Genomic DNA, 21,983 nt, shown 5'->3' on the forward strand with positions numbered 1-21,983 from the left:
AGTTCAAAAGGTCTCGCGCGCGTCCGGGCGCGCGAGACCTGACGTCCTTAGGCGGGCGGACTTACGCCAGTTCGCTCTCGGCCTTGCGGCTCTCGCGCTTGCGCTCGTTGGGGTCGAGCAGGCGCTTGCGCAGGCGGATCGACTTCGGCGTCACCTCGACCAGCTCGTCGTCCTGGATCCAGGCGAGCGAGCGCTCCAGCGTCATGCGGATCGGAGGGGTGAGGCGCACGGCCTCGTCCTTCGACTGGGTGCGGATATTGGTGAGCTTCTTGCCCTTGAGGACGTTGACCTCGAGGTCGTTGTCGCGGCTGTGGATGCCGATCAGCATGCCCTGATAGACCTTCCAGCCCGGCTCGATGATCATCGGGCCGCGGTCCTCGAGGTTCCACAGCGCATAGGCCACGGCCTCGCCCGACTCGTTGGAGATCAGCACGCCGTTGTTGCGGCCCGCGATCTCGCCCTTGTAGGGGCCGTAGGCGTGGAAGAGGCGGTTCATGATCGCCGTGCCCTTGGTGTCGGTCAGCAGCTCGCCCTGATAGCCGATGAGGCCGCGGGTGGGCGCGTGGAACACCAGCCGAAGGCGATCGCCGCCCGAGGGACGCATCTCCAGCATGTCGGCCTTGCGCTCCGACATCTTCTGCACGACGACGCCCGAATGCTCCTCGTCGACGTCGATCACGACCTCTTCGATCGGCTCGACCAGCTCGCCGGCGTCGTTCTTCTGCAGCACCACGCGCGGACGCGAGACGCCGAGCTCAAAGCCTTCGCGGCGCATCGTCTCGATCAGGATCGCGAGCTGAAGCTCGCCGCGGCCCGAGACGATGAACGAGTCCTTGTCCTTGGACTCCTCCACCTTCAGCGCGACGTTGCCCTCGGCCTCCTTCAGCAGGCGATCGCGGATGACGCGGCTCGTGACCTTGTCGCCCTCGGTGCCCGCGAGCGGGCTGTCGTTGACGAGGAACGTCATCGACACGGTGGGCGGATCGATCGGCTGCGCCTGGATCGGCTCGGTCACCTGCGGATCGCAGAACGTGTCGGCGACCGAGGCCTTCACGAGGCCCGCGATCGACACGATGTCGCCCGCCTCGCCGACGTCGATCGGCGCGCGCTCGATGCCGCGGAAGGCGAGGATCTTGGACACGCGGCCGTTCTCGACCACCTGCCCGTCGCGCGACAGCACCTTGACGGTCTGGTTCGGCTTCACGGTGCCGGAGATGATGCGGCCGGTGATGATGCGGCCGAGGAACTGGTTGGCCTCGAGCAGCGTGCCGAGCATGCGGAACGGCCCGGGCTCGGTCTTGGCTTCCGGCACATGGTCGAGGATCAGGTCGAACAGCGGCGCGAGGCCGTCGTCCTTCGGGCCTTCGGGCGAGGCTGCGAGCCAGCCGTCGCGGCCCGAGCCGTAGAGGATCGGGAAGTCGAGCTGCTCGTCGGTGGCGTCGAGCGCCGCGAACAGGTCGAACACCTCATTGATGACTTCCGAGGCGCGCGCGTCCGGCCGGTCGACCTTGTTGACCGCGACGATCGGGCGGAGGCCGATCTTGAGCGCCTTCGAGACCACGAACTTGGTCTGCGGCATCGGGCCTTCGGCGGCGTCCACCAGCACGATCACGCCGTCGACCATCGAGAGGATGCGCTCCACCTCGCCGCCGAAGTCGGCGTGGCCCGGCGTGTCCACGATGTTGATGCGGGTGTCCTTCCAGACGATCGAGGTCGCCTTGGCCAGGATCGTGATGCCGCGCTCTTTCTCGAGGTCGTTCGAATCCATCACGCGTTCGGCGACGCGCTGGTTCTCCCGGAACGAGCCGGACTGGGACAGCATCTTGTCGACGAGCGTGGTCTTGCCGTGGTCGACGTGCGCGATGATCGCGACGTTATGGAGTTTCATGGGGACGTAAGCCTTCCGCCCGCGCCAAAGCGGACGTCCTCGTCTGGTCTTCGGATTTGTGCGGCGCCACAGATGCCGCGCCGCGCGCAGAAAGGCAAGGCGCAGCCCGCCGAAAGGCTGCGCGAAGACGAGGAAAGGCTAACGCCGCGGCTAGATGACGACAGGCGTCGCGGGTTTCTTGGGGCCCTGTTTTTTGCCTTCGCCCTTCGGGCCGCCGCCCGGCTTGCCCGGACCTTTCTTGCCCTGCCCCTTCTTGCCGGGGCCCGCTTTGCCGGCCCCCAACTTGCCGGGCCCCGTCTTTTCAGGCTCGCCCGGGCGAGCTTGGCGGCCGCGCCCTTGTTCTTTCCGCCGCCCTTTCCGCCCTTCGGCCCCTTTTTGAGCTTTCCGGCCGGCAGGTCTCCGGGCGCGCCCTGGATCAGCGCCACCATGGTCTCGATGACCTCGAGCACGTCGCTCTGGTCGTCCTCGCCGGCGGTCTCGAAGTCGAACTCGCGCTGGGTCATCGGGCGCGGCGGGCAGACCGACGCCCAGTCGGCTCCGAACCATTCCTGCGCGAAGGCGTCGTTGGATTCGCGGTAGCGGTCGCGGATGCGCCTCTCGTCGTCCGGGGAGACGCCGACATAGGCGGACTTCTCCCAGTCGCGCCCCTTCATCATCACCTTGAAGCTCTCATAGAGCTCCGGATAGTTCGGCATCGAGCGGACGCGGAAGCCGACGCGGCGCATGATCTCCTGCGCGGCGTAGACGCCCTTCACCCCGAGATTGGGGTTGGAGGCCTGCGGCTCCGGGATCTCGAAATCCGCCGGCGCGCCGATGGCGTCGAGGAAGCTCTTGGCCAGACCCTTCTTGATCGCCTGCTCGAAGGAGACGACCCGCACCTCGATGCGCTCGTCGTCGATGAAGCGGCGCAGGATCGCCCAGGGGTCGACGAGGCCGGTCTCGAACGCCCTGTCGAGGAACTCCGGAAAGCTCTGGCGCGACATGAAGTTGCGCTGGTCCTGGGTGTACCAGGAGTTCAGCCAGCCCGGCTGGTCGCGGAAATAGGCCACCACCACGATGCGGAAGCCGTGATCGTGGAAGAAGTCGATCGTTTTGCGGAAGCGGGCCGGGTCGCGCAGCGCGTCGGCGAAGTGCTCCGTCGAGACGATGATGGAGTGCGACGTCGCGGCGATCTTCTCGCTGAGCTCGCTCCAGAACGGCGCGCTCTTGAGGTCTTCGGCGCGCATGACGCCGAGGCGGGCGAGCGGCGTGTGGTTGCGGCGCTGGCGGCCGGGCTTGTCGCCCGACAGCGTCGGATAGCTCAGCCCGATCGCCTCGAGACGCAACGCATGGGTGAACAGCGCGTTCTGGATCGACGTGGTGCCGGTCTTGTGCGGACCGATGTGCAGGTAGCAGACCCTGCCCGACGCGCCCTGATGCTGAGAGGTGTTTTCTGTCATCGTGACGTCGCCGGGGCGCGGATCTCGCCGCGCCCGTCCGGCCTGAACTCCGATCAGCGTTCGCGGTTGCGGCGCGCGGCGAGGGTGCGAAGCCGCAGCGCGTTGAGTTTGATGAAGCCGGCGGCGTCGCGGTGGTCGTAGGCCACGGCCCCGTCCTCGAACGTCACCAGCTCCTGGTCATAGAGCGAATTCGGGCTCGACCGGCCCTGCACGATGACGTTGCCCTTGTAGAGCTTGAGCCGCACCGTTCCCGTCACCCCGGACTGGCTGTGGTCGATCGCGGCCTGCAGCATCTCGCGCTCGGGCGAGAACCAGAAGCCGTTGTAGATGAGCTCCGCATAGCGCGGCATTAGCTCATCCTTGAGGTGCGCGGCGCCGCGGTCAAGCGTGATCGACTCGATCGCGCGATGGGCCGCGAGAAGGATCGTGCCGCCGGGCGTCTCGTAGACGCCGCGCGACTTCATGCCCACGAAGCGGTTCTCGACGAGGTCGAGGCGGCCGATGCCGTTGGCCCTGCCGAGTTCGTTGAGGCGGGTGAGCAGCGACGCGGGCGACAGGGCCTCGCCGTCGATCGAGACCGCGTCGCCCTTCTCGAAGCCGATCTGAACGAGCGTCGGCTGGTCGGGCGCGTCCTCGGGCGAGATGGTGCGCATGTGGACGTCTTCGGGCGCGGCGAGCTCGGGATCCTCGAGCACCTTCCCCTCGGACGAGGAGTGCAGCAGGTTGGCGTCGACCGAGAACGGCGCCTCGCCGCGCTTGTCCTTCGAGATCGGGATCTGGTGCTGCTCGGCGAACTCGATGAGGCGCGTGCGCGAGGTGAGGTCCCACTCGCGCCACGGCGCGATCACCGTCACGTCGGGCTCGAGCGCGTAGTAGCTGAGCTCGAAGCGGACCTGGTCGTTGCCCTTGCCGGTCGCGCCGTGACAGACGGCGTCCGCGCCGGTGGCGCGCAGGATGTCGATCTGGCGCTTGGCGATGAGCGGCCGCGCGATCGAGGTGCCCAGCAGATACTGGCCCTCATAGACCGCGTTCGCCCGGAACATCGGGAAGACGAAGTCGCGGACGAACTCCTCGCGCAGATCGTCGATGAAGATGTTGTCCGGCTTGATGCCGAGCAGCTCGGCCTTCTTGCGCGCGGGCTCCAGCTCCTCGCCCTGGCCGAGATCGGCGGTGAACGTCACCACCTCGCAGCCATAGGTGGTCTGCAGCCATTTGAGGATGACGGAGGTGTCGAGACCGCCGGAATAGGCGAGCACGACCTTCTTCACGCGCTTGACTTCGGACATTTCGGTTCCGGTGCGGGGGACTTCAAGGAGCGCGCACTCTAGCCACCGACGTCCGCGGGGCAAGCCCCTCCGAGGCCGCGCGCGTCGCCCGCGGCCCTCCGCGCCCGCCCGGCGCCCTGCCGAGCGCCTGCTCGGCCCCTCCTGTCAGCCAGATCCGGCCCCCTCAGGCGACGCGGGCGGGTCGAAAGGGGATGACGGTCGCGCCGGCCTCCTGAGCCGCGCGGCGGACGGCGCGGAGATCCCCATGCGCCCATCACGGATTCGATCGCGCGCTTCAGCTCGTCCGGCGTCTCGTCGCCAAGCCCGAGATCGGCCGCGACGGTCGCCGCGGCGCCGATCAGCGCCGTGAAGACCGCGCCGGAATCCTCGCCGCGCTGCAGCGTGACGGCGAGACGAAGAACCACCGCATTGACGTCGTCGTTGGACATGACCATGGCTCCATCGCCCCTCGATCGAGGCGACGCGAAAGAAAAGGAAAGCGTTCGTCGCGGGCCGTCGTGTCTTTGGTCACGACGCGCGGCTTCGAATCACCGTTGACTCAAGCATTTGCGGCGGACCGCGCCGAATTGAGACATTCGGGCGGCGAAATAAGGCGAAGAGGTTTCCGGCCTTCACAAAACCTTCATCGCCTCGGGATCCGAGACCGCCTGAAGCCTCAGGGCCGAGAGCCGCGCGAAACGCAGCGTGACGGCCTTGCGCCGCGCGCCGGCGAGCGGATGCGACGGCCCGTCGCGAATCGCCGCCGCGCCGTAGCGGTCGGCCAGGATGAGCCCTGTCTCCTGCGGAATGAGCGCCTGCGGAAAGTCGCGCCCCACCGCGAAGTAGAACCGGTCGCAAAACTCGGCGTAGTCCCGCCATTTCTTGTCGGTGCGATAATCCTGCGGGCCGGACTTGATCTCGACGATGACGATCTCGCCCTTCGGCCCGAGCGCCATGACGTCCGCGCGCCGGCCCGACCGCAACGGCGTCTCCAGTAGGCAGCCAAAGCCGGCGGCGGAGAAGTACCGGCAGACGCCCCGGGCGAGAGAGGCCGCGACGCCCGAGAGCGACGTCGTCGCCGACACGGTCCGCGCGTCCTCTCCGATCAGCGACTGGGCGTCGATGTTCTCCATACGTTCGAGTATGGCACGAAAAGAGAACGGCGCAAGCGTCGAGGGACGCCAGCGCCGGGCGCTATCGCGCGCGCCCAAGGATCTCAGGGAGTCTTTCGTGATTGAGCGCGAGCCATTGCAGCGCGATCAGCAGATAGGCGTTGCGCGGCCGCGGGTCGTCGAGCGCGGCGACGGCGGCGGCGATCGGGGCGGCGAAGGGGCGGGTGAGCTCGCGCTCGTCGGCGGCTCCAGCCTCCGACGGCAGGTTTTCCGACGAGACTTCGGCAAGAAACACCATGGCGTGCTCGTCGACGATGCCCGGCGTCGGCAGGAACGAGAACAGCGGCGTGATTTCGGCCGGCCGACAGGCCGGTCTCCTCCATGAGCTCGCGTCGCGCCGCCGCCTCGAGGTCCTCGCCCGGCTCGACGCGCCCCGCCACCACCTCGACGAGGTCGCCGGCGCCGGTGGCCAGATGCGCCGGCAGGCGGAACTGGCGAATCAGCACGAGTTCGCCCCGCCGGAGATCGACCGGGATCACGGCGACGCAAGGGCCGCCGCGCAGCACCTCGCGCTCCTGCACGATCTCGCCGCGCTCGCCCGCCTGCAGCCTCGCGCGCCAGCCCTCGAGCCGGCGATAGCCGTCGAACAGGAGCCTTGGCCCCTCCACCACGGCGGGCGAGGGTCGCGCGGCGAAGAGGTCCTCGTCGCTCATTGCGCCGCAGCCTTTCCCGGATCCGCCGCCACGTCGAAGGCGGCGGCGAGCAGCGCGCGGGTGTAGTCGGTCTCGGGGCTTTTCAGCACCCGCGCCGCGGGGCCGGCCTCCACCACCTTGCCGTTGCGCATCACCACCACCTCGTTGGCGAGCGCGCGCACGACCTTGAGATCGTGGCTGATGAACAGGAAGGCGAGCTTCCTCCGCGCCTGGACCGCGCGCAGGAGGTCGACGATCTGCGCCTGCACCGACATGTCGAGCGCGCTCGTCGGCTCGTCGAGCACGATGAACGAGGGCTCGAGCGCCAGCGCCCGGGCGATCGCGATGCGCTGGCGCTGGCCGCCGGAGAATTCGTGCGGGTAGCGGTCCATGGAGGCCGGGTCGAGCCCGACGTCGGCGAGCGCGCGCGCCACCGTCTCGCGCTTTTGCGCAGCCTTCAGCCGCGCGCCCTGCACGCCGAGGCCCTCCGCCACGATGTCGAGCACCGTCATGCGGGGACTGAGCGAGCCGTAGGGATCCTGAAAGACGACCTGCATGTTCTTGCGCAGCGGGCGCATCTCCGCCGAGCCGAAGCCGGAGATGTCCTGCCCGAGCCACGCGATGCGGCCTTCGCTCGAGATGAGCCGCAGGATCGCCAGGCCGAGCGTCGTCTTGCCCGAGCCGGACTCGCCAACCACGCCGACGGTCTGGCCTTCGCGCAGCGTCAGCGAGACGCCGTCCACCGCCTTCACATGGCCGACGGTCCGGCGCAGAAAGCCGCGCTTGATCGGGAACCAGACCTTGAGGTCCGCGACCTCGACCAGCGCCTTCGCATCGGCGTCGGCGGCCGGCGGCAGGCCCTTGGGCTCGGCGGCCAGCAGCTTCTTGGTGTAGTCGTGCTCGGGCGAGGAGAAGACGCGCGCGGTCTCGCCGTGCTCCACGATCCTGCCCTTCGTCATCACGCAGACCCGGTCGGCGATCTTGCGCACGATGCCGAGGTCGTGGGTGATGAACAGCATCGCCATGCCGAGCCGGCCCTGCAGCTCCTTCAGCAGCGCCAGGATCTGCGCCTGCACGGTCACGTCGAGCGCGGTGGTGGGCTCGTCGGCGATCAGCAGGTCGGGTTCGTTGGCGAGCGCCATCGCGATCATCACGCGCTGGCGCTGGCCGCCCGACAGCTGGTGCGGGAACGAGCCGAGCCGCGTCTCGGGCTCGGGGATGCCGACCTGGGCGAGCAGCTCGAGCGTGCGCGCCCGGCACTTCTCCTTCGACCAGCCGCGATGAACCGAAAGGATCTCGCCGATCTGCCGCTCGATCGTGTGGAGCGGGTTGAGCGAGGTCATCGGCTCCTGGAACACCATGGAGATGTCGGCCCCGCGCACCTTGCGGAGCGCCTTCTCCGAGACCTTCAGCAGATCCTCGCCGTTGAACAGGATCTCGCCCGAGGGGTGGCCGGCGGCCGGATAGGCCAGGAGCCGCACGACCGAGAGCGCGGTGACGGACTTGCCCGACCCGCTTTCGCCCACAAGCGCGAGCGTCTCGCCCTTGGCGAGATCAAACGAGACCCGGTCGACCGCGAGCGCCCGCCCTCGACGGCGAAGTCGACCGAGAGATCCCGGACAGAGAGCAGGGGAGCGGTCACCGGAACGTCTTCCGCGGGTCGAAGGCGTCGCGCACGGCCTCCCCGACGAAGATCAGCAGCGACAGCATCACGGCGATGACCATGAAGCCCGACACGCCGAGCCATGGCGCCTGGAGGTTCGACTTGCCCTGCGCCAGCAGCTCGCCGAGCGAGGGGAAGCCCGGCGGCAGGCCGAAGCCGAGGAAGTCGAGCGCTGTCAGCGTCGTGATCGAGCCCGACAGGATGAAGGGCATGAAGGTCAGCGTCGCCACCATCGCGTTGGGCAGCAGATGGCGGAACATGATCGCGCCGTTCGAGACGCCGAGCGCCTTCGCCGCGCGCACATATTCGAAGTTGCGGCCCCTCAGGAACTCCGCCCGCACCACGCCGACGAGCGCGACCCACGAGAACAGCAGCAGGATGAACAGCAGCACCCAGACGCTCGGCGCCAGCACCGAGGACAGGATGAGCAGGTAGAGCGTCGGAACCGAGGTCCAGATCTCGATGAAGCGCTGGAACAACAGGTCGGTCCAGCCGCCGAAATAGCCCTGCACGGCGCCGGCCGCGACGCCGATCACCGACGACAGCACGGTGAGCGCGAGGCCGAACAGCACCGAGAGCCGGAACCCGTAAAGCAGGCGCGCGAACACGTCGCGGCCCTGGTCGTCGGTGCCGAGCCAGTTCCACTCGATGTCGGCGCAGGATTTCGCCCGCGGCGCCGCGGCGTCGGCCTTGGCGGCGTCGCCCTCGGGCGTGCGGTCGGCCGCGGCCTTGGCGCAGGTCGCGTCGTCGAGCAGCCAGGTGGGCGGCGAGGGCGCAGGAGTGGGCAGGTTCAGGTTGATCGTGTCGTAGGAGTAGCGCACCGGCGGCCACACCATCCAGCCGCCCGACTTCTTGATCAGATCCTGCAGATAGGGGTCGCGATAGTCGGCCTCGGTCTCGAAGTCGCCGCCGAAGGTCGTCTCCGAATAGGAGGTCAGCGCGGGCGTGTAGAAGGCGCCGTCATATTTCACGAGGAACGGCTTGTCGTTCGCGATGAACTCCGCGAACAGGCTGACGAAGAACAGCGCGAGGAACAGCCAGAACGAGTGCCAGCCACGGCCGTTCGCGCGGAAATTCGCGAATCGCCGCCGGTTGATGGGCGAGAGCTTTCCGCGGGGCGCCGGGACCGGGGCGGAACCGGGCGTCGGCGGCGGAGATGCGATGGCGTCGGTCATGGGCGCAGCCCTCGTCCCGGACTTGATCCGGGACCCAGAACCGACAGCGTTACTCCAGCAGTCACGACCGTCCGCGTCTTATCCTTCGACCTCGACGCGTCTGGGTCCCGGATCAAGTCCGGGACAAGGAGGGAGGGGGCGCCGCTCATGGGCGCACCTGCCGAAAATTGCGTGCTTCGAGACGCCGTCCTGCGGACGGCTCCTCAGCATGAGGACCGTTCAGGGTCCACACCCCTCCCTCATGCTGAGGAGCGGCCGAAAGGCCGCGTCTCGAAGCACGCAGTTCGGCGGTGAGCGACCGGACCCGCATCACACCTCCCGCGTCTCGAAGTCGATCCGCGGATCGACCCACATGTAGGAGAGGTCCGAAATCAGCGCGACCACGAGGCCGAGCAGCGAGAAGATATAGAGATTGGCGAACACGACCGCATAGTCGCGGTTGACGATCGACTCGAAGCCCAGGAGCCCCAGCCCGTCGAGCGAGAAGATCGTCTCGATCAGCAGCGCGCCGGAGAAGAACGCGCCGATGAAGGCGCCCGGGAAGCCCGCGATCAGGATCAGCATCGCGTTGCGGAACACATGGCCGTAGAGCACCTGGTTCTCGGTCAGGCCCTTCATGCGCGCGGTCTGGACATACTGCTTGCGGATCTCGTCCAGGAACGAGTTTTTCGTTAGCAGCGTCGTGGTGGCGAAGGCCGAGATCGCGAGCGCGGTCAGCGGAAGCGCCATGTGCCAGGCGTAGTCCACCGCCTTCCCCCAGAGCGAGAGCTGGTCCCAGTTGTCAGAGGTCAGGCCTCTCAGCGGGAACCAGTCGAGGAAAGTGCCGCCGGCGAACAGCACGATCAGCAGGATGGCGAACAGGAAGCCCGGGATCGCGTAGCCGATGACGATGACGCTCGACGTCCAGACGTCGAAGCGCGAGCCGTCGCGCACGGCCTTGGCGACGCCGAGCGGCACCGAGATCATGTAGGAAATGAGCGTCATCCAGAGGCCGAGCGAGATCGACACCGGCATCTTCTCGAGAATGAGGTCGACGACGTCGATGTCGCGGAAATAGGAGCGCCCGAAGTCGAAGCGGGCGTAGTCCCGGATCATCTTGGCGAAGCGCTCGGGCGCCGGCTTGTCGAAGCCGAACTGCTTTTCGAGCTGCTTGATGAATTCCGGGTCGAGCCCCTGCGCGCCGCGATATTTCGAGTTGATCGGGTCGTTCGAGCCGCCGCGCTGGACGTCGCCGGAGCGTTGGAGGTCGTTGCCGGATCCGCCCGAGACGCGGGCGGTCGCGTCCGTGCCCTGCCCGGTCACCTGCGCGATCACCCGCTCCACCGGTCCGCCGGGCGCGAACTGGATGATGACGAAGGACACGAGCATGATCCCGAGCAGCGTCGGGATCATCAGCGCGATGCGGCGGAGGACATAGGCGAGCACTTAAAGCTGAGCCTCGCGGAAAGAGCCAGCAGCGGCCTCGCCGTTCCCCCCTCCCCCTTGCGGGGAGGGGTCGGGGGTGGGTGGTCCCGAAAGAGGCGCCGACGTTCGATCGAAGGGCTTCGACGACCAATTCCCGAACGCCTTGAGGATTGAGCAAAACCTCATTGTTCCAGAACCGTAGCACGCGCCAGCCGAGCGCCTCCATCTCAGCCGTGCGCGCGACGTCGGTGACGCTTTCGCAGTGCTGGCCGCCATCGACTTCGATGACAAGCTTCGCGCGGCGGCACGCGAAATCGGCGATGTAACCGCCGATGACGACCTGACGCCGGAAGTGCGTGCCCTCGAGTTCGAGGCCGCGCAGCAGACGCCAGAGCTTCTTCTCAGCGTCAGTCGGCCGACTTCTGTGGGCGCGCGCAAGTCGCGTGATGACCGGTGTAGGAGCGGCGGCCGTCGTCGCCCAAGGGCGCGCATCTTCGGCGTCGCGCCTCATTCTGAGCCACCCCCACCCCTAACCCCTCCCCGCAAGGGAGAGGGGGATGGCGTCGCGCCGCTCACGCCTTCACCCCTGCGGCGGCGGCTTTCTGCTCGTCCCACCACCAGGTTTCCGGCGCGCCTCTCGCGTAACGCGGCTTCTCGGCCGGATGGCCAAACGCGTCCCAGTAGGCGAGCGTGTGCGTGTCCTTGTTCCAGGCCGGCACCCAGCTGACGAGCGAGCGCAGCACCCGGTCGAGCGCGCGGCAGGCGAGGTTGAGCTTCTCGCGCGATGTCGCCGCGACGATCTTCTCCACGAGCGCGTCCACGGCGGGATCGGCGATCCCGGAGGCGTTCTGCGAACCGGGGAGGCTCGCGGACTCCGACGCATAGATCTGCCTCAGGCCTTCACCGGGGGTGTCCGACATCGTAAGTCGCCGGCTGATGACGTCGTAGTCGAAATTGTTGGTGCGCTGCTGATATTGCGCGGCGTCGACAAGGCGAATGTTGGCCGCGACGCCCAGCACCTTCAGGTTCGAAATGAACTTCGAGACGTGCGGGTCGAGCCCCTTGTCGAACTCGAGAAACTCGATGGTCAGCGCCTCGCCCGCAGCGTTGGTCGCCTGTCCGTCCTTCACCGTGTAGCCGGCTTCGCGCAGCAGCCCCGCCGCCTCACGCAGCAGCTTCCGGTCCTGCCCCGAGCCGTCGGCGATCGCCGGGACGATGGGCTCGCCGAACACCTCGTCCGGCACCTTGCCGCGGAACGGCTCCAGCAGCGCGAGCTCAGGCCCTTCCGGCTTGCCCGTCGCCATCATCTCGGGCGCGCCCTGGAACACCGAGACCGTGCGCTTGTAGGCGTTGAACATCAGGTTGCGGTTCATCCATTCGAAGTCGAGAGCGAGGTTCAATGCCTTCCGCACCCGAACGTCCTGGAACTTCTTGCGCCGCAGGTTGAAGTACCACCCTTGAGCGCCCGAAGCGGTAATGTCGGGCAGGGTTTCGCGCTTCACCTTGCCTTCGCGCACGCCGGGAAACTCATAGCCGGTCGCCCAGGTGCGGGACGTGAACTCCTCGCGGAAGAGATAGGCCTTGGCCTTGAACGCCTCGAAGGCGACGTCGCGATCTCGATAGAACTCGAAGCGGACGCGCTCGAAATTGTTCTGGCCGACGTTCACAGGAAGATCCTTGGCCCAGTAGTCGGCGACCCGGTTGAACTCGATCAGGCGCCCCTGCTCCACGCGCCCGACCTTGTAGGGACCGGAGCCAAGCGGCGGCTCGAGCGTCGCCTCGTCGAACGACTTCTTCGAGTAGTAGGTTTTGGAAAAGATCGGGAGGGCGACCAACTGGAGCGGCAGGTCGCGGGTGCGCTTGGGAGAGAGCCGCAGCACGCACACGTGCTCGCCCTCGACCTCCACTGTTTCGAGATCGCGGATCGCCTGCGCCACCAGTGGATGGCCCTTGGCCTTCAGCGTCTCCAGCGACCATTTCACGTCCTCGGCCGTGAGCCTGGAGCCGTCGTGGAAGCGGGCCTCGGGGCGCAGCGCGAAGCGATAGGCGAGCCCGTCGCCCGAGACCGCGACCGACTTCGCGACAAGCCCGTAGAGCGCGTCCGGCTCGTCATTGGGCGCGCCATCAGCGTGTCGAAGGTGAGGCCCATCCCTTGAGCGCCGTCGCCTTGAGGATGTAGGCGTTCAGCGTGTTGAAGGTGGTGAGGCTCTGGTTGAGCGAGGTCGTGGCCGGATAGGTGCTGAACGATCCCGCTTTGGGGGCGTCGGCGCGCACATAGTCGAACCGCGTGAAGTCGGGCGCGTATTTCAGCTCGCCGAAGGCCGAGAGACCGTGGCGCTCGGGGCCGAACGCCTTCGGGTCGCCGTCCGCGGCCGCAGGGGCGGCAGGAGCGCCCTCGGCTTGCGCGCGGGCGGCGCGGGGGAAGAGCCCGAAGGCCGCCGCCGCGCCGGCGTAGAGCAGCGCTTCGCGGCGAGTGCTCGTCAGACGCGACGTCTCCGCCCCCCTCCCCCTTGCGGGGAGGGTGAGGGTGGCTCCGGATGAGGCGAGGGGTTCGGCGTCGAGCGGCGCCGGCGGCGCTCCGTTCTGAGCCACCCCCACCCCTAACCCCTCCCCGCAAGGGGGAGGGGAACAGGAGGCGCTGTTTCGGCCGCTCATGAGCGGCCCCCGACGGCCTTGGCCTTCTCGGCGTCCCACCACCAGACGGTCGGGAACATCGCGCCGCGCGGCGGAAGCTTGGCGGGGCGCGAGAAGCGGTCCCAGCGGGCGGTGCGGTCCTCGATGCTCGTGAACTGCGGCACCACGTAATTGTGCGCGAGCAGCACGCGGTCGAGCGCGCGGGCCGCGGCGGTGAGATCGTCGCGGTCCTTGGCGAAGATGATCTTGTCGATCAGCGCGTCGACGCCCGGATCCTTAATTCCGACGAAGTTCTGCGAGCCCGAGACGTCGGCCGAAGAACTTCCCCACATGTCGCGCTGCTCGTTGCCGGGCGACAGCGACTGGCCCCAGCCGACCGTCACCATGTCGAAGTCGAAGCTGCGGATGCGGTTGATGTACTGGCTGTCGTCGAGCAGGCGCATCGTCACCTCGACGCCGAGGCGTTCGAGCGCCGGCTTGTAGAAGCTGAGCAGCCGCTCGCCGGTCGGGTCGCCATAGATGAACTCGACCTTGAACGCCTCGCCCTTCTCGTTCTTGAGCGCCGCCTTGCCGCCCTCGCGCGAGACGGTCCAGCCCGCTTCCTTCAGCAGCCGCACGGCCTCGCGCAGATTCTCGCGCGCCTTTTCGGGCGAGCCGCCCACCGGGTTCTTGTACGCGCTCGTGAAGACCTCGGCCGGGATCTTGTCCCTGACGCTTTCGAGGATCTCCTTCTCGCGGCCTTCCGGAAGGCCCTTCGACGCGAGGTCGGTGCCGTAGAAGTAGCTGTCGATCCGGACGTACTGCCCGAACATGATCGACTTGTTGATCTCCTCGAAGTCGAACGCCAGGTTGAAGGCCCGGCGCACCCGCGGGTCCTTGAACTTGTCGCGGCGGATGTTGAAGGCGTAGCCCTGCATCCGGCCCGACTGGCTGTCGACGAACTTCTCCAGCAGCACCTTCTTCTGCTGAACCGCCGGGAACGCGTAGGCCGTCGCCCAGTTCTTGGCGCTGTTCTCCTCGCGATAGTCGAACTGGTCGCCCTTGAAGGCCTCCACCAGCACGGTCGAGTCGCGGTAGTAGTCGAAGCGCATCTCGTCGAAATTGTAGATCCCGACGCGCGCCGGAAGCTTGGCGGCCCAATAGTCCGGAGAGCGCTCGTAGGAGATCCAGCGGCCCGGCGCGAAGGCCTTCACGCGATAGGGACCGGAGCCGAGCGGCTTGTCGAGCGTGCCTTCCTCGATGTTGCGCTTGCGGCCCTGCTCGTCGCTCCCCTCCCAGAATTTCTTGGGCAGGATCGGGATCTGGCCGGTGATCTGCGGCAGCTCGCGGTTGCCGGGCCCTGCGAAGGTGAACGTCACCTCGCGCTCGCCCGTGATCTCGGCCTTGGCGACGTCGTGATAGTAGCGGGAGCGCATGGGGTCGATGCGCTTCAGCGTCTCGAACGACCAGACCACGTCCTCGGCCGTCACCGGCGAGCCGTCGTTGAAGCGCGCCTCGGGGCGCAGCCGATAGGTGACCGAGGAATAGTCGGCCGGGTAGCGCACGCTTTCGGCGATCAGCCCGTATTCGGTCGCCGGCTCGTCGAGCGCGTCGGTCATCAGCGTGTCGTAGAGGAGGTTGAGGCCGGCGGCCTCGTTGCCCTTGGGCACGAAGGCGTTGAGGCTGTCGAAGGTGCCGAGCGCGCCGAGCCGGACCGTCCCGCCCTTGGGCGCGTCCGGGTTCACATAGTCGAAATGCTTGAAGTCCGCCGGGTACTTCACGTCCCCGAGCAGCGACAGCCCGTGCCGCCATTCGCCTGCGCCCGGAGCCCCGCCGGGCGACTGGGCCGCGGCGGGCAGGGTCGCGAGCGTGGCGGCGAGAAGGGCGGCGGCGAGGCGGAACGTCATGAGCGGGCGGGCTTGTCCTCGGATGGCGCGACGAGAAGAACCGTCTGGTCCCGCATTATGTCGCGAAAGAGGAGGCGCGCCAGACGTGTGAGCGACGGCGCGCCGTCGTGACGCGATCGTGAGGCGGCCAGAAGCAAAACGGCCGGGCGTCGCCGCCCGGCCGTCAGATCGTCAGCTCAAGGCCGATCGGCTCACTTGCCGGGGATCGGGGCCGGGCTGTCGGAGTTCTTGTTCAGGAACGCGATGATGTTGGCGCGCTCCTGCGCGTCCTTCACGCCCGGGAACGCCATCATCGTGCCGGGCACGGCCTTCGCCGGGTCTTCCAGCCACTTGTCCAGCAGCGCGAAGTCCCACGGGCCCTGCTCGTGCTTCTTGAACTCGTCGGAATATTCGAAGTCGGCGATGTGGCCGTGCTTCATGCCGACGATTCCGTAGAGGTTCGGGCCCGCGATCGTCTCGCCGCCCTTGTTGAGGCTGTGGCACATCGCGCACTGGGCCTCCGTCGCGGTCTTGCCGGCTTCGACGTCGGCCGAGGCGAGCAGCTTCACGACGTCGCCGCTGGCAGCGGGAGCCGCAGGAGCCGCCGCCTGGTCGGCGGGTTTGGCCGGCTCGGCGGGCTTGGCGGCTTCGGCCGGAGCCGCGGGCTTGGCCGTTTCGGCAGGCTTGGCCGGCTCGGCGGGCTTGGCTTCCGCGGCCTTCTGCTCCCCGGCGGGAGCCGGGGCGGCGGCCGGCGCTTCCGTCTTCTTCTCGCCGCCGGCGGCAGGCGCCGCGGCGCCGCCGAGATCGGCCGGCTTGTCAGAGTTCTTGTTGAGATAAGCGACCAGCGCCGCGCGCTCGTCCTCGTTCTTGACGCCCATGAACGCCATGGTGGTGCCGGGGATGTAGTTCTTCGGGCTCTCGAGCCAGTGGCCGAGATTCTCGACGTCCCAGGTCTTGTCCTTGGTCTTCTGCATGGCGTCGGAGTAGCTGAAGCCCTCCATGTGGGCGTGCTTCAGGCCGACGATGCCGTAGAGGTTCGGGCCGGCCTTGGCCGCGCCGCCCTTGTCGAAGGAGTGGCAGGCCGCGCACTTCTTCGCCGCCTGCTCGCCCTTGGCCGGATCGGCCGCCGCGACCTTGGCCGCCCGCCGCCCGCCGCCGGGGCGCCGCCGGCAGCCGCCGGCTTGGCCTCGACCTTCGGCAGGTCGAGCGGCTTGTCGGAGTTCTTGTTGAGATAAGCGAGCAGGTTCGCGCGCTGCGGATCCTTCACGCCCATGAACGCCATCGTGGTGCCCTGGATGTAGCCCTTCGGGTTCTCCAGCCAGTGGTCCATGTTCTCGAAGTCCCACGTCTTGTCCGCGGTCTTCTTCATGGCGTCCGAATAGCCGAAGCCCTCCATGTGGGCGTGCTTCAGACCGATGACGCCGTAGAGATTCGGGCCGGCCTTGGCGGGCTCGCCCTTGCCGAAGGAGTGGCAGGCCGCGCACTTCTTGGACGACTGCTCGCCCTTGGCCGGATCGGCCGAAGCAAGGAGCGCCAGCGCGCCTGCGGGCGCGGCTGCGCCGCCGCCTGCGGCCTCGCCGCCTTCCTTCTTCTCCGCGACCTCGTAGCCGGGCTTTTCGGGCTTCTTCTGGTGGAAGACTTCTTCGACGAGCACGTTGACGCCGAGCAATACGGTCAGCGTGCCGAGCACCGCGCCCGCGATCTTGTTCAGTTTAAACGTGTCCATTTCCGCTCCGGCTGTCCGCCGACCGCAGCGTCGTCGCCGCCGGCGCGTCCCGTCCCTGATTGTTTTCATTGGCGCGGGCGAGCCGAAGGCAGGCCCGCTAAGGCGGGCGGCACGCTAACCGCTTTTGATCCGGCGTCGCAACTCAGCTATGACCGCGACACATTGCTACCTTATGCTGAGGGCTTGATTTCCCAACCCTCGGTCCCGGCTCGAAAATCACCGCTTGTCTGGATTTAGGATGCCTACAGTCCGCGCTCCGATGCGCCCTCTCGTGCTTGTTCCGGCGCGGCTCGCCGCGACCCGCCTTCCGAGGAAGCCGCTCGCCGACATCCACGGCGAACCCATGGTGGTCCACGTGTGGCGCAGGGCCGTCGAGGCCGGCGTCGGGACGGTGGTGGTGGCGGCCGATTCCGACGAAGTCGCCGAGGCCGTGGTCGCGGCCGGGGGCCAGGCGGTGATGACCCGGCCGGACCATCCGTCAGGCTCCGACCGCATCCACGAGGCGCTCGAGGCGCTCGATCCGGACCGCGATTTCAACGTAATCGTGAACGTGCAGGGCGACCTGCCGACGATCGAGCCGGAGGCGATCCGCGCCTGTCTCGCGCCGCTCGCCGATCCGGAGGTCGACATCGCGACGCTCGTCGCCGAGATCACGCGCGAGGAGGAGAAGACCGCCCCGAGCGTCGTGAAGATGGTCGGGACCGAGACCTCGCCCGGCCGCTTCCGCTGCCTCTACTTCACGCGCGCCACGGCGCCGACGGGCCCCGGCCCGCTCTTCCATCATATCGGCCTCTACGGCTACCGCCGCGAGGCGCTGGAGCGCTTCGTGAAGCTGCCGCCCTCCCCGCTCGAGATCCGCGAGAAGCTGGAGCAGCTCCGCGCGCTCGAGGCCGGCATGCGGATCGACGCCGTGAAGGTCGACGTGACGCCGCTCGGGGTCGACACCCACGAGGATCTGGAGCGCGCCCGCGAGATGCTCGCGCCGGGAGCCCGGTCATGAGCACCGCTGTAAGCGGCCGCATCGCCTATCAGGGCGAAGCCGGGGCGAATTCGCATCTCGCCTGCGTCAACGTCTATCCGGACATGGAGCCCGTCCCCTGCGCGAGCTTCGAGGACGCGCTCGCGGCGGTCGCCTCCGGCGACTGCGCGCTCGGCATGATCCCGATCGAGAACTCGGCGAACGGCCGTGTGGCCGACATCCACCACCTGATGCCGTCCGCGGGCCTCCACATCATCGGCGAGTACTTCATGCCGATCCATCACCAGCTGATGGCGGTGCAGGGCGCGACGCTCGACACGGTGAAAACCGTCCAGAGCCACGTGCAGGCGCTCGGCCAGTGCCGCGGCACGCTGAGGAAGCTCGGCCTGACGCCGCTCATCGGCGCCGACACGGCCGGCTCCGCCCGCGAGATCCGCGACGCGGGCGATCCGACCCGCGCGGCGCTGGCCTCGACGCTTGCGGCGCAGGAGTACGGGCTCGAGATCCTCGCCCGAGACATCGAGGACTTCGCCAACAACACCACCGCTTCGTGGTGCTGTCGCGCGCCAAGGACTGGGCCAAGCCCGGCCGCGGGCTGACGGTGACGACCTTCGTGTTCAAGGTGAAGAACCTGCCGGCCGCGCTCTACAAGGCGCTCGGCGGTTTCGCGACCAACGGCGTCAACATGACGAAGCTCGAGAGCTACCAGCTCGAGGGCAAGTTCACCGCGACGCAGTTCTACGCCGACGTCGAGGGGCACCCGAAGGACGCCGGCCTGAAGCGCGCGCTGGACGAGCTGAAGTTCTTCTCCTCCGAGCTCGCGATTCTGGGCGTCTACGAGGCCCACGAGTTCCGCATCGCCGCGCGGGCGCTGGAGACGGAAGCCGCGCTTCGGCGGTGACGGGCGCCGACCCCGCCCTTTCCCTCATGCCCGCGCGGGGCCGCCGCCTTGTCCCGGACGTGATCCGGGACCCAGAACCGACGCCGCTTCAGAAGCGACCGCCGAACCCGGGCCGCCCTTCTCGGAACGCCCATCGGTTCTGGGTCCCGGATCACGTCCGGGACAAGGACAGGGGTGGGTTCACCCGCCTCTCTGGACGAACCGCCTCAGCAGGTGATGCGCGATCGCCGACGGCGGCGGGGCGAACAGCCCGTCGCCATGCGTGCGCGCCAGCATCAGGGCCGCCTCGTCGCGGGCGAACCAGCGGGCGTCCTCGAGCTCCTCGAAGTCCGGCGTGATCTCGTCCGACAGCGCCTCGCAGCTCACCCCCAGCATCAGCTGCGAGGGAAACGGCCAGGGCTGCGACAGCTCGTAAGCCACGGGGCCGACGTCGAGCCCCGCCTCTTCCTTGATCTCGCGGCGGGCCGCGTCCTCCACCGTCTCGCCGGGCTCGACGAAACCCGCGAGGCACGACCACATGCCGGGCGGAAACCGCGCCTGCCGGCCGAGCAGGCACCTGTCGCCCCGCGTCACCAGCATGATCGCCACCGGATCGACGCGCGGAAAATGCAGCGCCCCGCAGGAGGCGCAGACGCGCCGCCATCCGCCCGGCGCGGCGTCGGTCGCAGAGCCGCAATTGGCGCAGAACCGGTGGCGGGCGTGCCAGGCCGCCATGCTCTTGGCGTAGCCGCCGAGCGCGAGCGCCTCGCCGGCGAGCCGTGCCTCGACCGCGAGCGCGCGCAGGTCCGAGGCCGGAAGGTCGTCGTCGCCGGGCGCGTCGGTCAGGCTGGCGGCGAATCGCGGCGCGCCGTGATGGCGGCCGAGATAGGCGGCGCGCGACGAGGGCCCGAGCGCCGACAGCGCGGCGGCGTCGAGCAGGGGCCCGCCGTCCTCGCCCGCCATCACCAGCGCGTCTCCGGCGAAGGCGAGAAACCGCGCGTCGTCCCGCGCGGCCTCTGCTTCGACGAAGGCGGCGTCGTCGCGCTTTTCCGCCATGCGGTCCATGCGCATCCGCGCATAACCGAGCTCGGGCGTTTCGTCGCTCATGCGAAGTTCCCTTGATCGGCGCCGCCGCCGCCCTTGCGCGGGGGGCCGCCGCGGGGCCATATAGCGCCCGGGAGGTTGGCGATGGGCGTGTTCCTCGCCAACCGGGTCAGGTCCGAAAGGAAGCAGCCCTAACGAGACCTTCACGGGTCGTCGACCGGCCTCCCACCTTTCGCCCATCGCGAGGCTCTTGCCGCAAGCGGCGACGGCCTGCGTGCTTCGAGACGGCCCTTCGGGCCTCCTCAGCATGAGGACCGTTGGATTGCTGGCGAACCGTCCCGACAGGGCGATGATTTCCGAGACCCTCGCCGCTCCTCAAGCCGAGGAGCCCGCGTCGGCGGGCGTCCCGACGCGCGCAGCTCGCGTCCGCCGCGCATGACCGCTCCCGTCCCCTACCGCGTCCTCGCCCGAAAATACCGCCCCCAGCGCTTCGAGGACCTGATCGGCCAGGAGCCGATGGTCCGCACGCTCCGGAACTCCTTCTCCTCCGGCCGCATCGCGCAGGCTTGGATCCTCACGGGCGTGCGCGGCGTCGGCAAGACCACGACGGCCCGCATCCTCGCGCGCGCGCTCAAACGAGACGGAAGGCGGACAGGGCGGCCCGACGGTCGACCTCTCGGAGAAGGGCGTCCACTGCGACGCCATCATGGAGTCGCGCCACGTCGACGTGGTGGAGATGGACGCCGCCTCCCACACCGGCGTCGCGGACGTGCGCAACATCCTGGAGACCGTGCACTACGCGCCCGTGATGGCGCGCTACAAGGTCTTCATCATCGACGAAGTCCACATGCTCTCCACGAGCGCCTTCAACGCGTTCCTGAAGACGCTCGAGGAGCCGCCGCCGCATGTGAAGTTCGTGTTCGCCACGACCGAACTCCGCAAGGTGCCGGTGACGGTGCTCTCGCGCTGCCAGAGCTTCTCGCTCCGCCGCGTGAAGGCCGAGGAGATGACGGCGCATCTCGCAAAGATCTCCGCGGCCGAGGAGGTCGCGATCGAGGACGAGGCGCTCGCCGTCATCGCCCGCGCCTCGGAGGGCTCGGTGCGCGACGCGCTCTCGCTGCTCGACCAGTCGATCGCCCATGGGCAGGGCCGCGTCGAGGCGCAGGCCGTGCGCGCGATGCTCGGCCTCGCGGACCGCGGCGGCGTTCTCGACCTCTTCGACGCCGTGATGCGCGGCGACGCGGCCGCCGCCCTCGACGGTTTCCGCGCGAGCCACGACGCCGGCGCCGAGCCCGCGGCCGTGCTCGCCGACCTCGCCGAGACCGTGCATCTCGTCACCCGGATAAAACTCGCGCCGAAGGCCGCCGACGACCCGGCGCTCTCCGAAAGCGAGCGGCTGCGCGGCAAGGAGTTCGCCGACAAGCTGTCGATGCGCGCGCTCTCGCGCGCCTGGCAGATGCTGCTGAAGGGCATTTCGGAGACGCAGGTCGCGGTGAAGCCCGCGCAGGCCGCCGACATGGTTCTGGTGCGCCTCGCCTACGCCGCCGACCTGCCGACCCCCGACGAGGCCCTGAGGGCGCTCGCACGCCAGGGCGGCGACGACGCGCCCCGCCCGCCGTCGGGCCCCTCGGGCGGCCATCCCGCCCCCGAGCCGATGGGCCCGGGAGCCGGCCGCGCGAGCCCCGCCTTCGCGGCCGCCCGCGCGCCGGAGAGCGCCCAGGCGCCGCAGGCCTATTCGCGGCCAGCGGCGCGCGCCGAGGCCGAGCCGTGGATCCGCCTGCAGCGCTTCGAGGATCTCGTCGCGCTCGCCACCAAGCACCGCGACATCATCCTGCAGACGCAGATGTCGCGGCACGTGCGGGTGGTGCGCTTCGAGGACGGTCGGCTCGAATTCCAGCCGACCGCCGACGCTCCGCCCGACCTCGCGGGCGCGATCGCGAAGAAGGCGCAGGAATGGACCGGCCAGCGCTGGATGGTCTCGGTGGTTTCGGGCGAAGGCGCGCCCACCATCCAGGAGCGCGAACAGGCCGAGGAGGCCGCGCTGATGGCCGGCGTCCAGGCCCATCCGCATGTCCGCGCCATTCTGGAGCGCGCGCCCGGCGCCAAGATCGTCGACATCCGCGTGCGCGCCGAGGAGCCGGAAGCGGCCGCCGTTGACGCCGCCGGCGCCGAGGCCCTACCTCCGGTCGAAGACGACGACGACCTCTGACGAAGGAT

13 protein-coding genes, 1 other RNA gene and 6 pseudogenes are annotated in these 21,983 nt (G+C 68.6%); 5 read left to right on the forward strand and 15 right to left on the reverse strand.

The annotated features are described in order from the left end of the window. Positions 1-61: 61 nt before the first annotated feature. The 14 genes and pseudogenes from typA to K6K41_RS30985 all read right to left on the reverse strand — a co-directional run bounded on the left by typA (position 62) and on the right by K6K41_RS30985 (position 16,621). On the reverse strand, positions 62-1,888 hold the full coding sequence (gene typA / locus K6K41_RS12215; RefSeq protein WP_261405264.1) for a translational GTPase TypA: 1,827 nt from the start codon (positions 1,886-1,888) through the stop codon (positions 62-64). Further along, entirely contained in the window at positions 1,885-3,327 is a 1,443-nt protein-coding gene (locus tag K6K41_RS12220; protein WP_261405265.1) for a hypothetical protein, read from the reverse strand. Before K6K41_RS12220 ends, typA begins: the two co-directional genes overlap by 4 nt. A gap of 53 nt (positions 3,328-3,380) precedes the next feature. After that, positions 3,381-4,613 (reverse strand): argininosuccinate synthase, encoded by a 1,233-nt coding sequence (locus K6K41_RS12225; protein ID WP_261405266.1) that lies wholly within the window; start codon positions 4,611-4,613, stop codon positions 3,381-3,383. A gap of 38 nt (positions 4,614-4,651) precedes the next feature. Beyond that, complete coding sequence (locus tag K6K41_RS12230) at positions 4,652-5,041, reverse strand: hypothetical protein (protein ID WP_261405267.1); 390 nt, start codon at positions 5,039-5,041, stop codon at positions 4,652-4,654. A gap of 183 nt (positions 5,042-5,224) precedes the next feature. Next, a complete protein-coding gene (locus K6K41_RS12235) occupies positions 5,225-5,725 on the reverse strand; it encodes an MmcB family DNA repair protein (RefSeq protein ID WP_261405268.1) in 501 nt (166 codons plus the stop codon). A 61-nt stretch (positions 5,726-5,786) separates the two neighbouring features. Further along, positions 5,787-6,002, reverse strand: coding sequence for an NUDIX hydrolase (locus K6K41_RS12240; protein WP_261405919.1), 216 nt, complete (start codon positions 6,000-6,002; stop codon positions 5,787-5,789). Positions 6,003-6,111: 109 nt separating this feature from the next. Continuing rightward, a pseudogene (locus tag K6K41_RS12245) lies at positions 6,112-6,417 on the reverse strand (NUDIX hydrolase); the annotation flags it as partial. Beyond that, positions 6,414-8,038 (reverse strand): annotated as a pseudogene (locus K6K41_RS12250) (ABC transporter ATP-binding protein). The pseudogenes K6K41_RS12245 and K6K41_RS12250, both read right to left, overlap by 4 nt. Beyond that, positions 8,035-9,234, reverse strand: a complete 1,200-nt coding sequence (locus K6K41_RS12255; RefSeq protein WP_261405269.1) for an ABC transporter permease — start codon at positions 9,232-9,234, stop codon at positions 8,035-8,037. Before K6K41_RS12255 ends, K6K41_RS12250 begins: the two are co-directional and overlap by 4 nt. Positions 9,235-9,543: 309 nt before the next feature. Then, on the reverse strand, positions 9,544-10,659 hold the full coding sequence (locus K6K41_RS12260) for a microcin C ABC transporter permease YejB (protein WP_261405270.1): 1,116 nt from the start codon (positions 10,657-10,659) through the stop codon (positions 9,544-9,546). A 172-nt stretch (positions 10,660-10,831) separates the two neighbouring features. After that, positions 10,832-11,149: pseudogene (locus K6K41_RS12265) on the reverse strand (endonuclease domain-containing protein); the annotation flags it as partial. Between the two features lie 61 nt (positions 11,150-11,210). Further along, a pseudogene (locus K6K41_RS12270) lies at positions 11,211-13,122 on the reverse strand (extracellular solute-binding protein). Between the two features lie 167 nt (positions 13,123-13,289). Continuing rightward, positions 13,290-15,158 carry an extracellular solute-binding protein gene (locus tag K6K41_RS12280; RefSeq protein ID WP_261405272.1) on the reverse strand — a complete coding sequence of 623 codons (1,869 nt, stop codon included), beginning with the start codon at positions 15,156-15,158 and terminating at the stop codon, positions 13,290-13,292. A 191-nt stretch (positions 15,159-15,349) separates the two neighbouring features. Then, complete coding sequence (locus K6K41_RS30985; protein WP_487308365.1) at positions 15,350-16,621, reverse strand: c-type cytochrome; 1,272 nt, start codon at positions 16,619-16,621, stop codon at positions 15,350-15,352. Here K6K41_RS30985 and K6K41_RS30990 point away from each other — a divergent pair. The 3 genes and pseudogenes from K6K41_RS30990 to K6K41_RS12305 all read left to right on the forward strand — a co-directional run bounded on the left by K6K41_RS30990 (position 16,606) and on the right by K6K41_RS12305 (position 18,743). Beyond that, positions 16,606-17,100, forward strand: a complete 495-nt coding sequence (locus K6K41_RS30990) for a hypothetical protein (RefSeq protein WP_487308366.1) — start codon at positions 16,606-16,608, stop codon at positions 17,098-17,100. The genes K6K41_RS30985 and K6K41_RS30990 overlap by 16 nt on opposite strands. Before the next feature lie 22 nt (positions 17,101-17,122). Beyond that, the gene (locus K6K41_RS12300; RefSeq protein WP_261405274.1) at positions 17,123-17,863 is read left to right on the forward strand and encodes a 3-deoxy-manno-octulosonate cytidylyltransferase; all 741 of its coding nucleotides are present in this window, start codon (positions 17,123-17,125) and stop codon (positions 17,861-17,863) included. Then, a pseudogene (locus K6K41_RS12305) lies at positions 17,860-18,743 on the forward strand (prephenate dehydratase). Before K6K41_RS12300 ends, K6K41_RS12305 begins: the two are co-directional and overlap by 4 nt. Positions 18,744-18,923: 180 nt before the next feature. Here K6K41_RS12305 and nudC read toward each other — a convergent pair. Continuing rightward, entirely contained in the window at positions 18,924-19,829 is a 906-nt protein-coding gene (gene nudC, locus K6K41_RS12310; protein ID WP_261405275.1) for an NAD(+) diphosphatase, read from the reverse strand. A gap of 69 nt (positions 19,830-19,898) precedes the next feature. Between nudC and ffs the strand changes: the two genes are divergently transcribed. Both ffs and K6K41_RS12320 read left to right on the forward strand, forming a co-directional pair. Beyond that, positions 19,899-19,996: signal recognition particle sRNA small type (ffs, locus tag K6K41_RS12315), an RNA gene on the forward strand. Between the two features lie 205 nt (positions 19,997-20,201). Next, positions 20,202-21,975 (forward strand): annotated as a pseudogene (locus tag K6K41_RS12320) (DNA polymerase III subunit gamma/tau). The last annotated feature ends 8 nt before the right edge of the window (positions 21,976-21,983 follow it).

The sequence above is a fragment of the Chenggangzhangella methanolivorans genome (genome assembly GCF_019797865.1).
Lineage (GTDB): Bacteria > Pseudomonadota > Alphaproteobacteria > Rhizobiales > Methylopilaceae > Methylopila > Methylopila methanolivorans.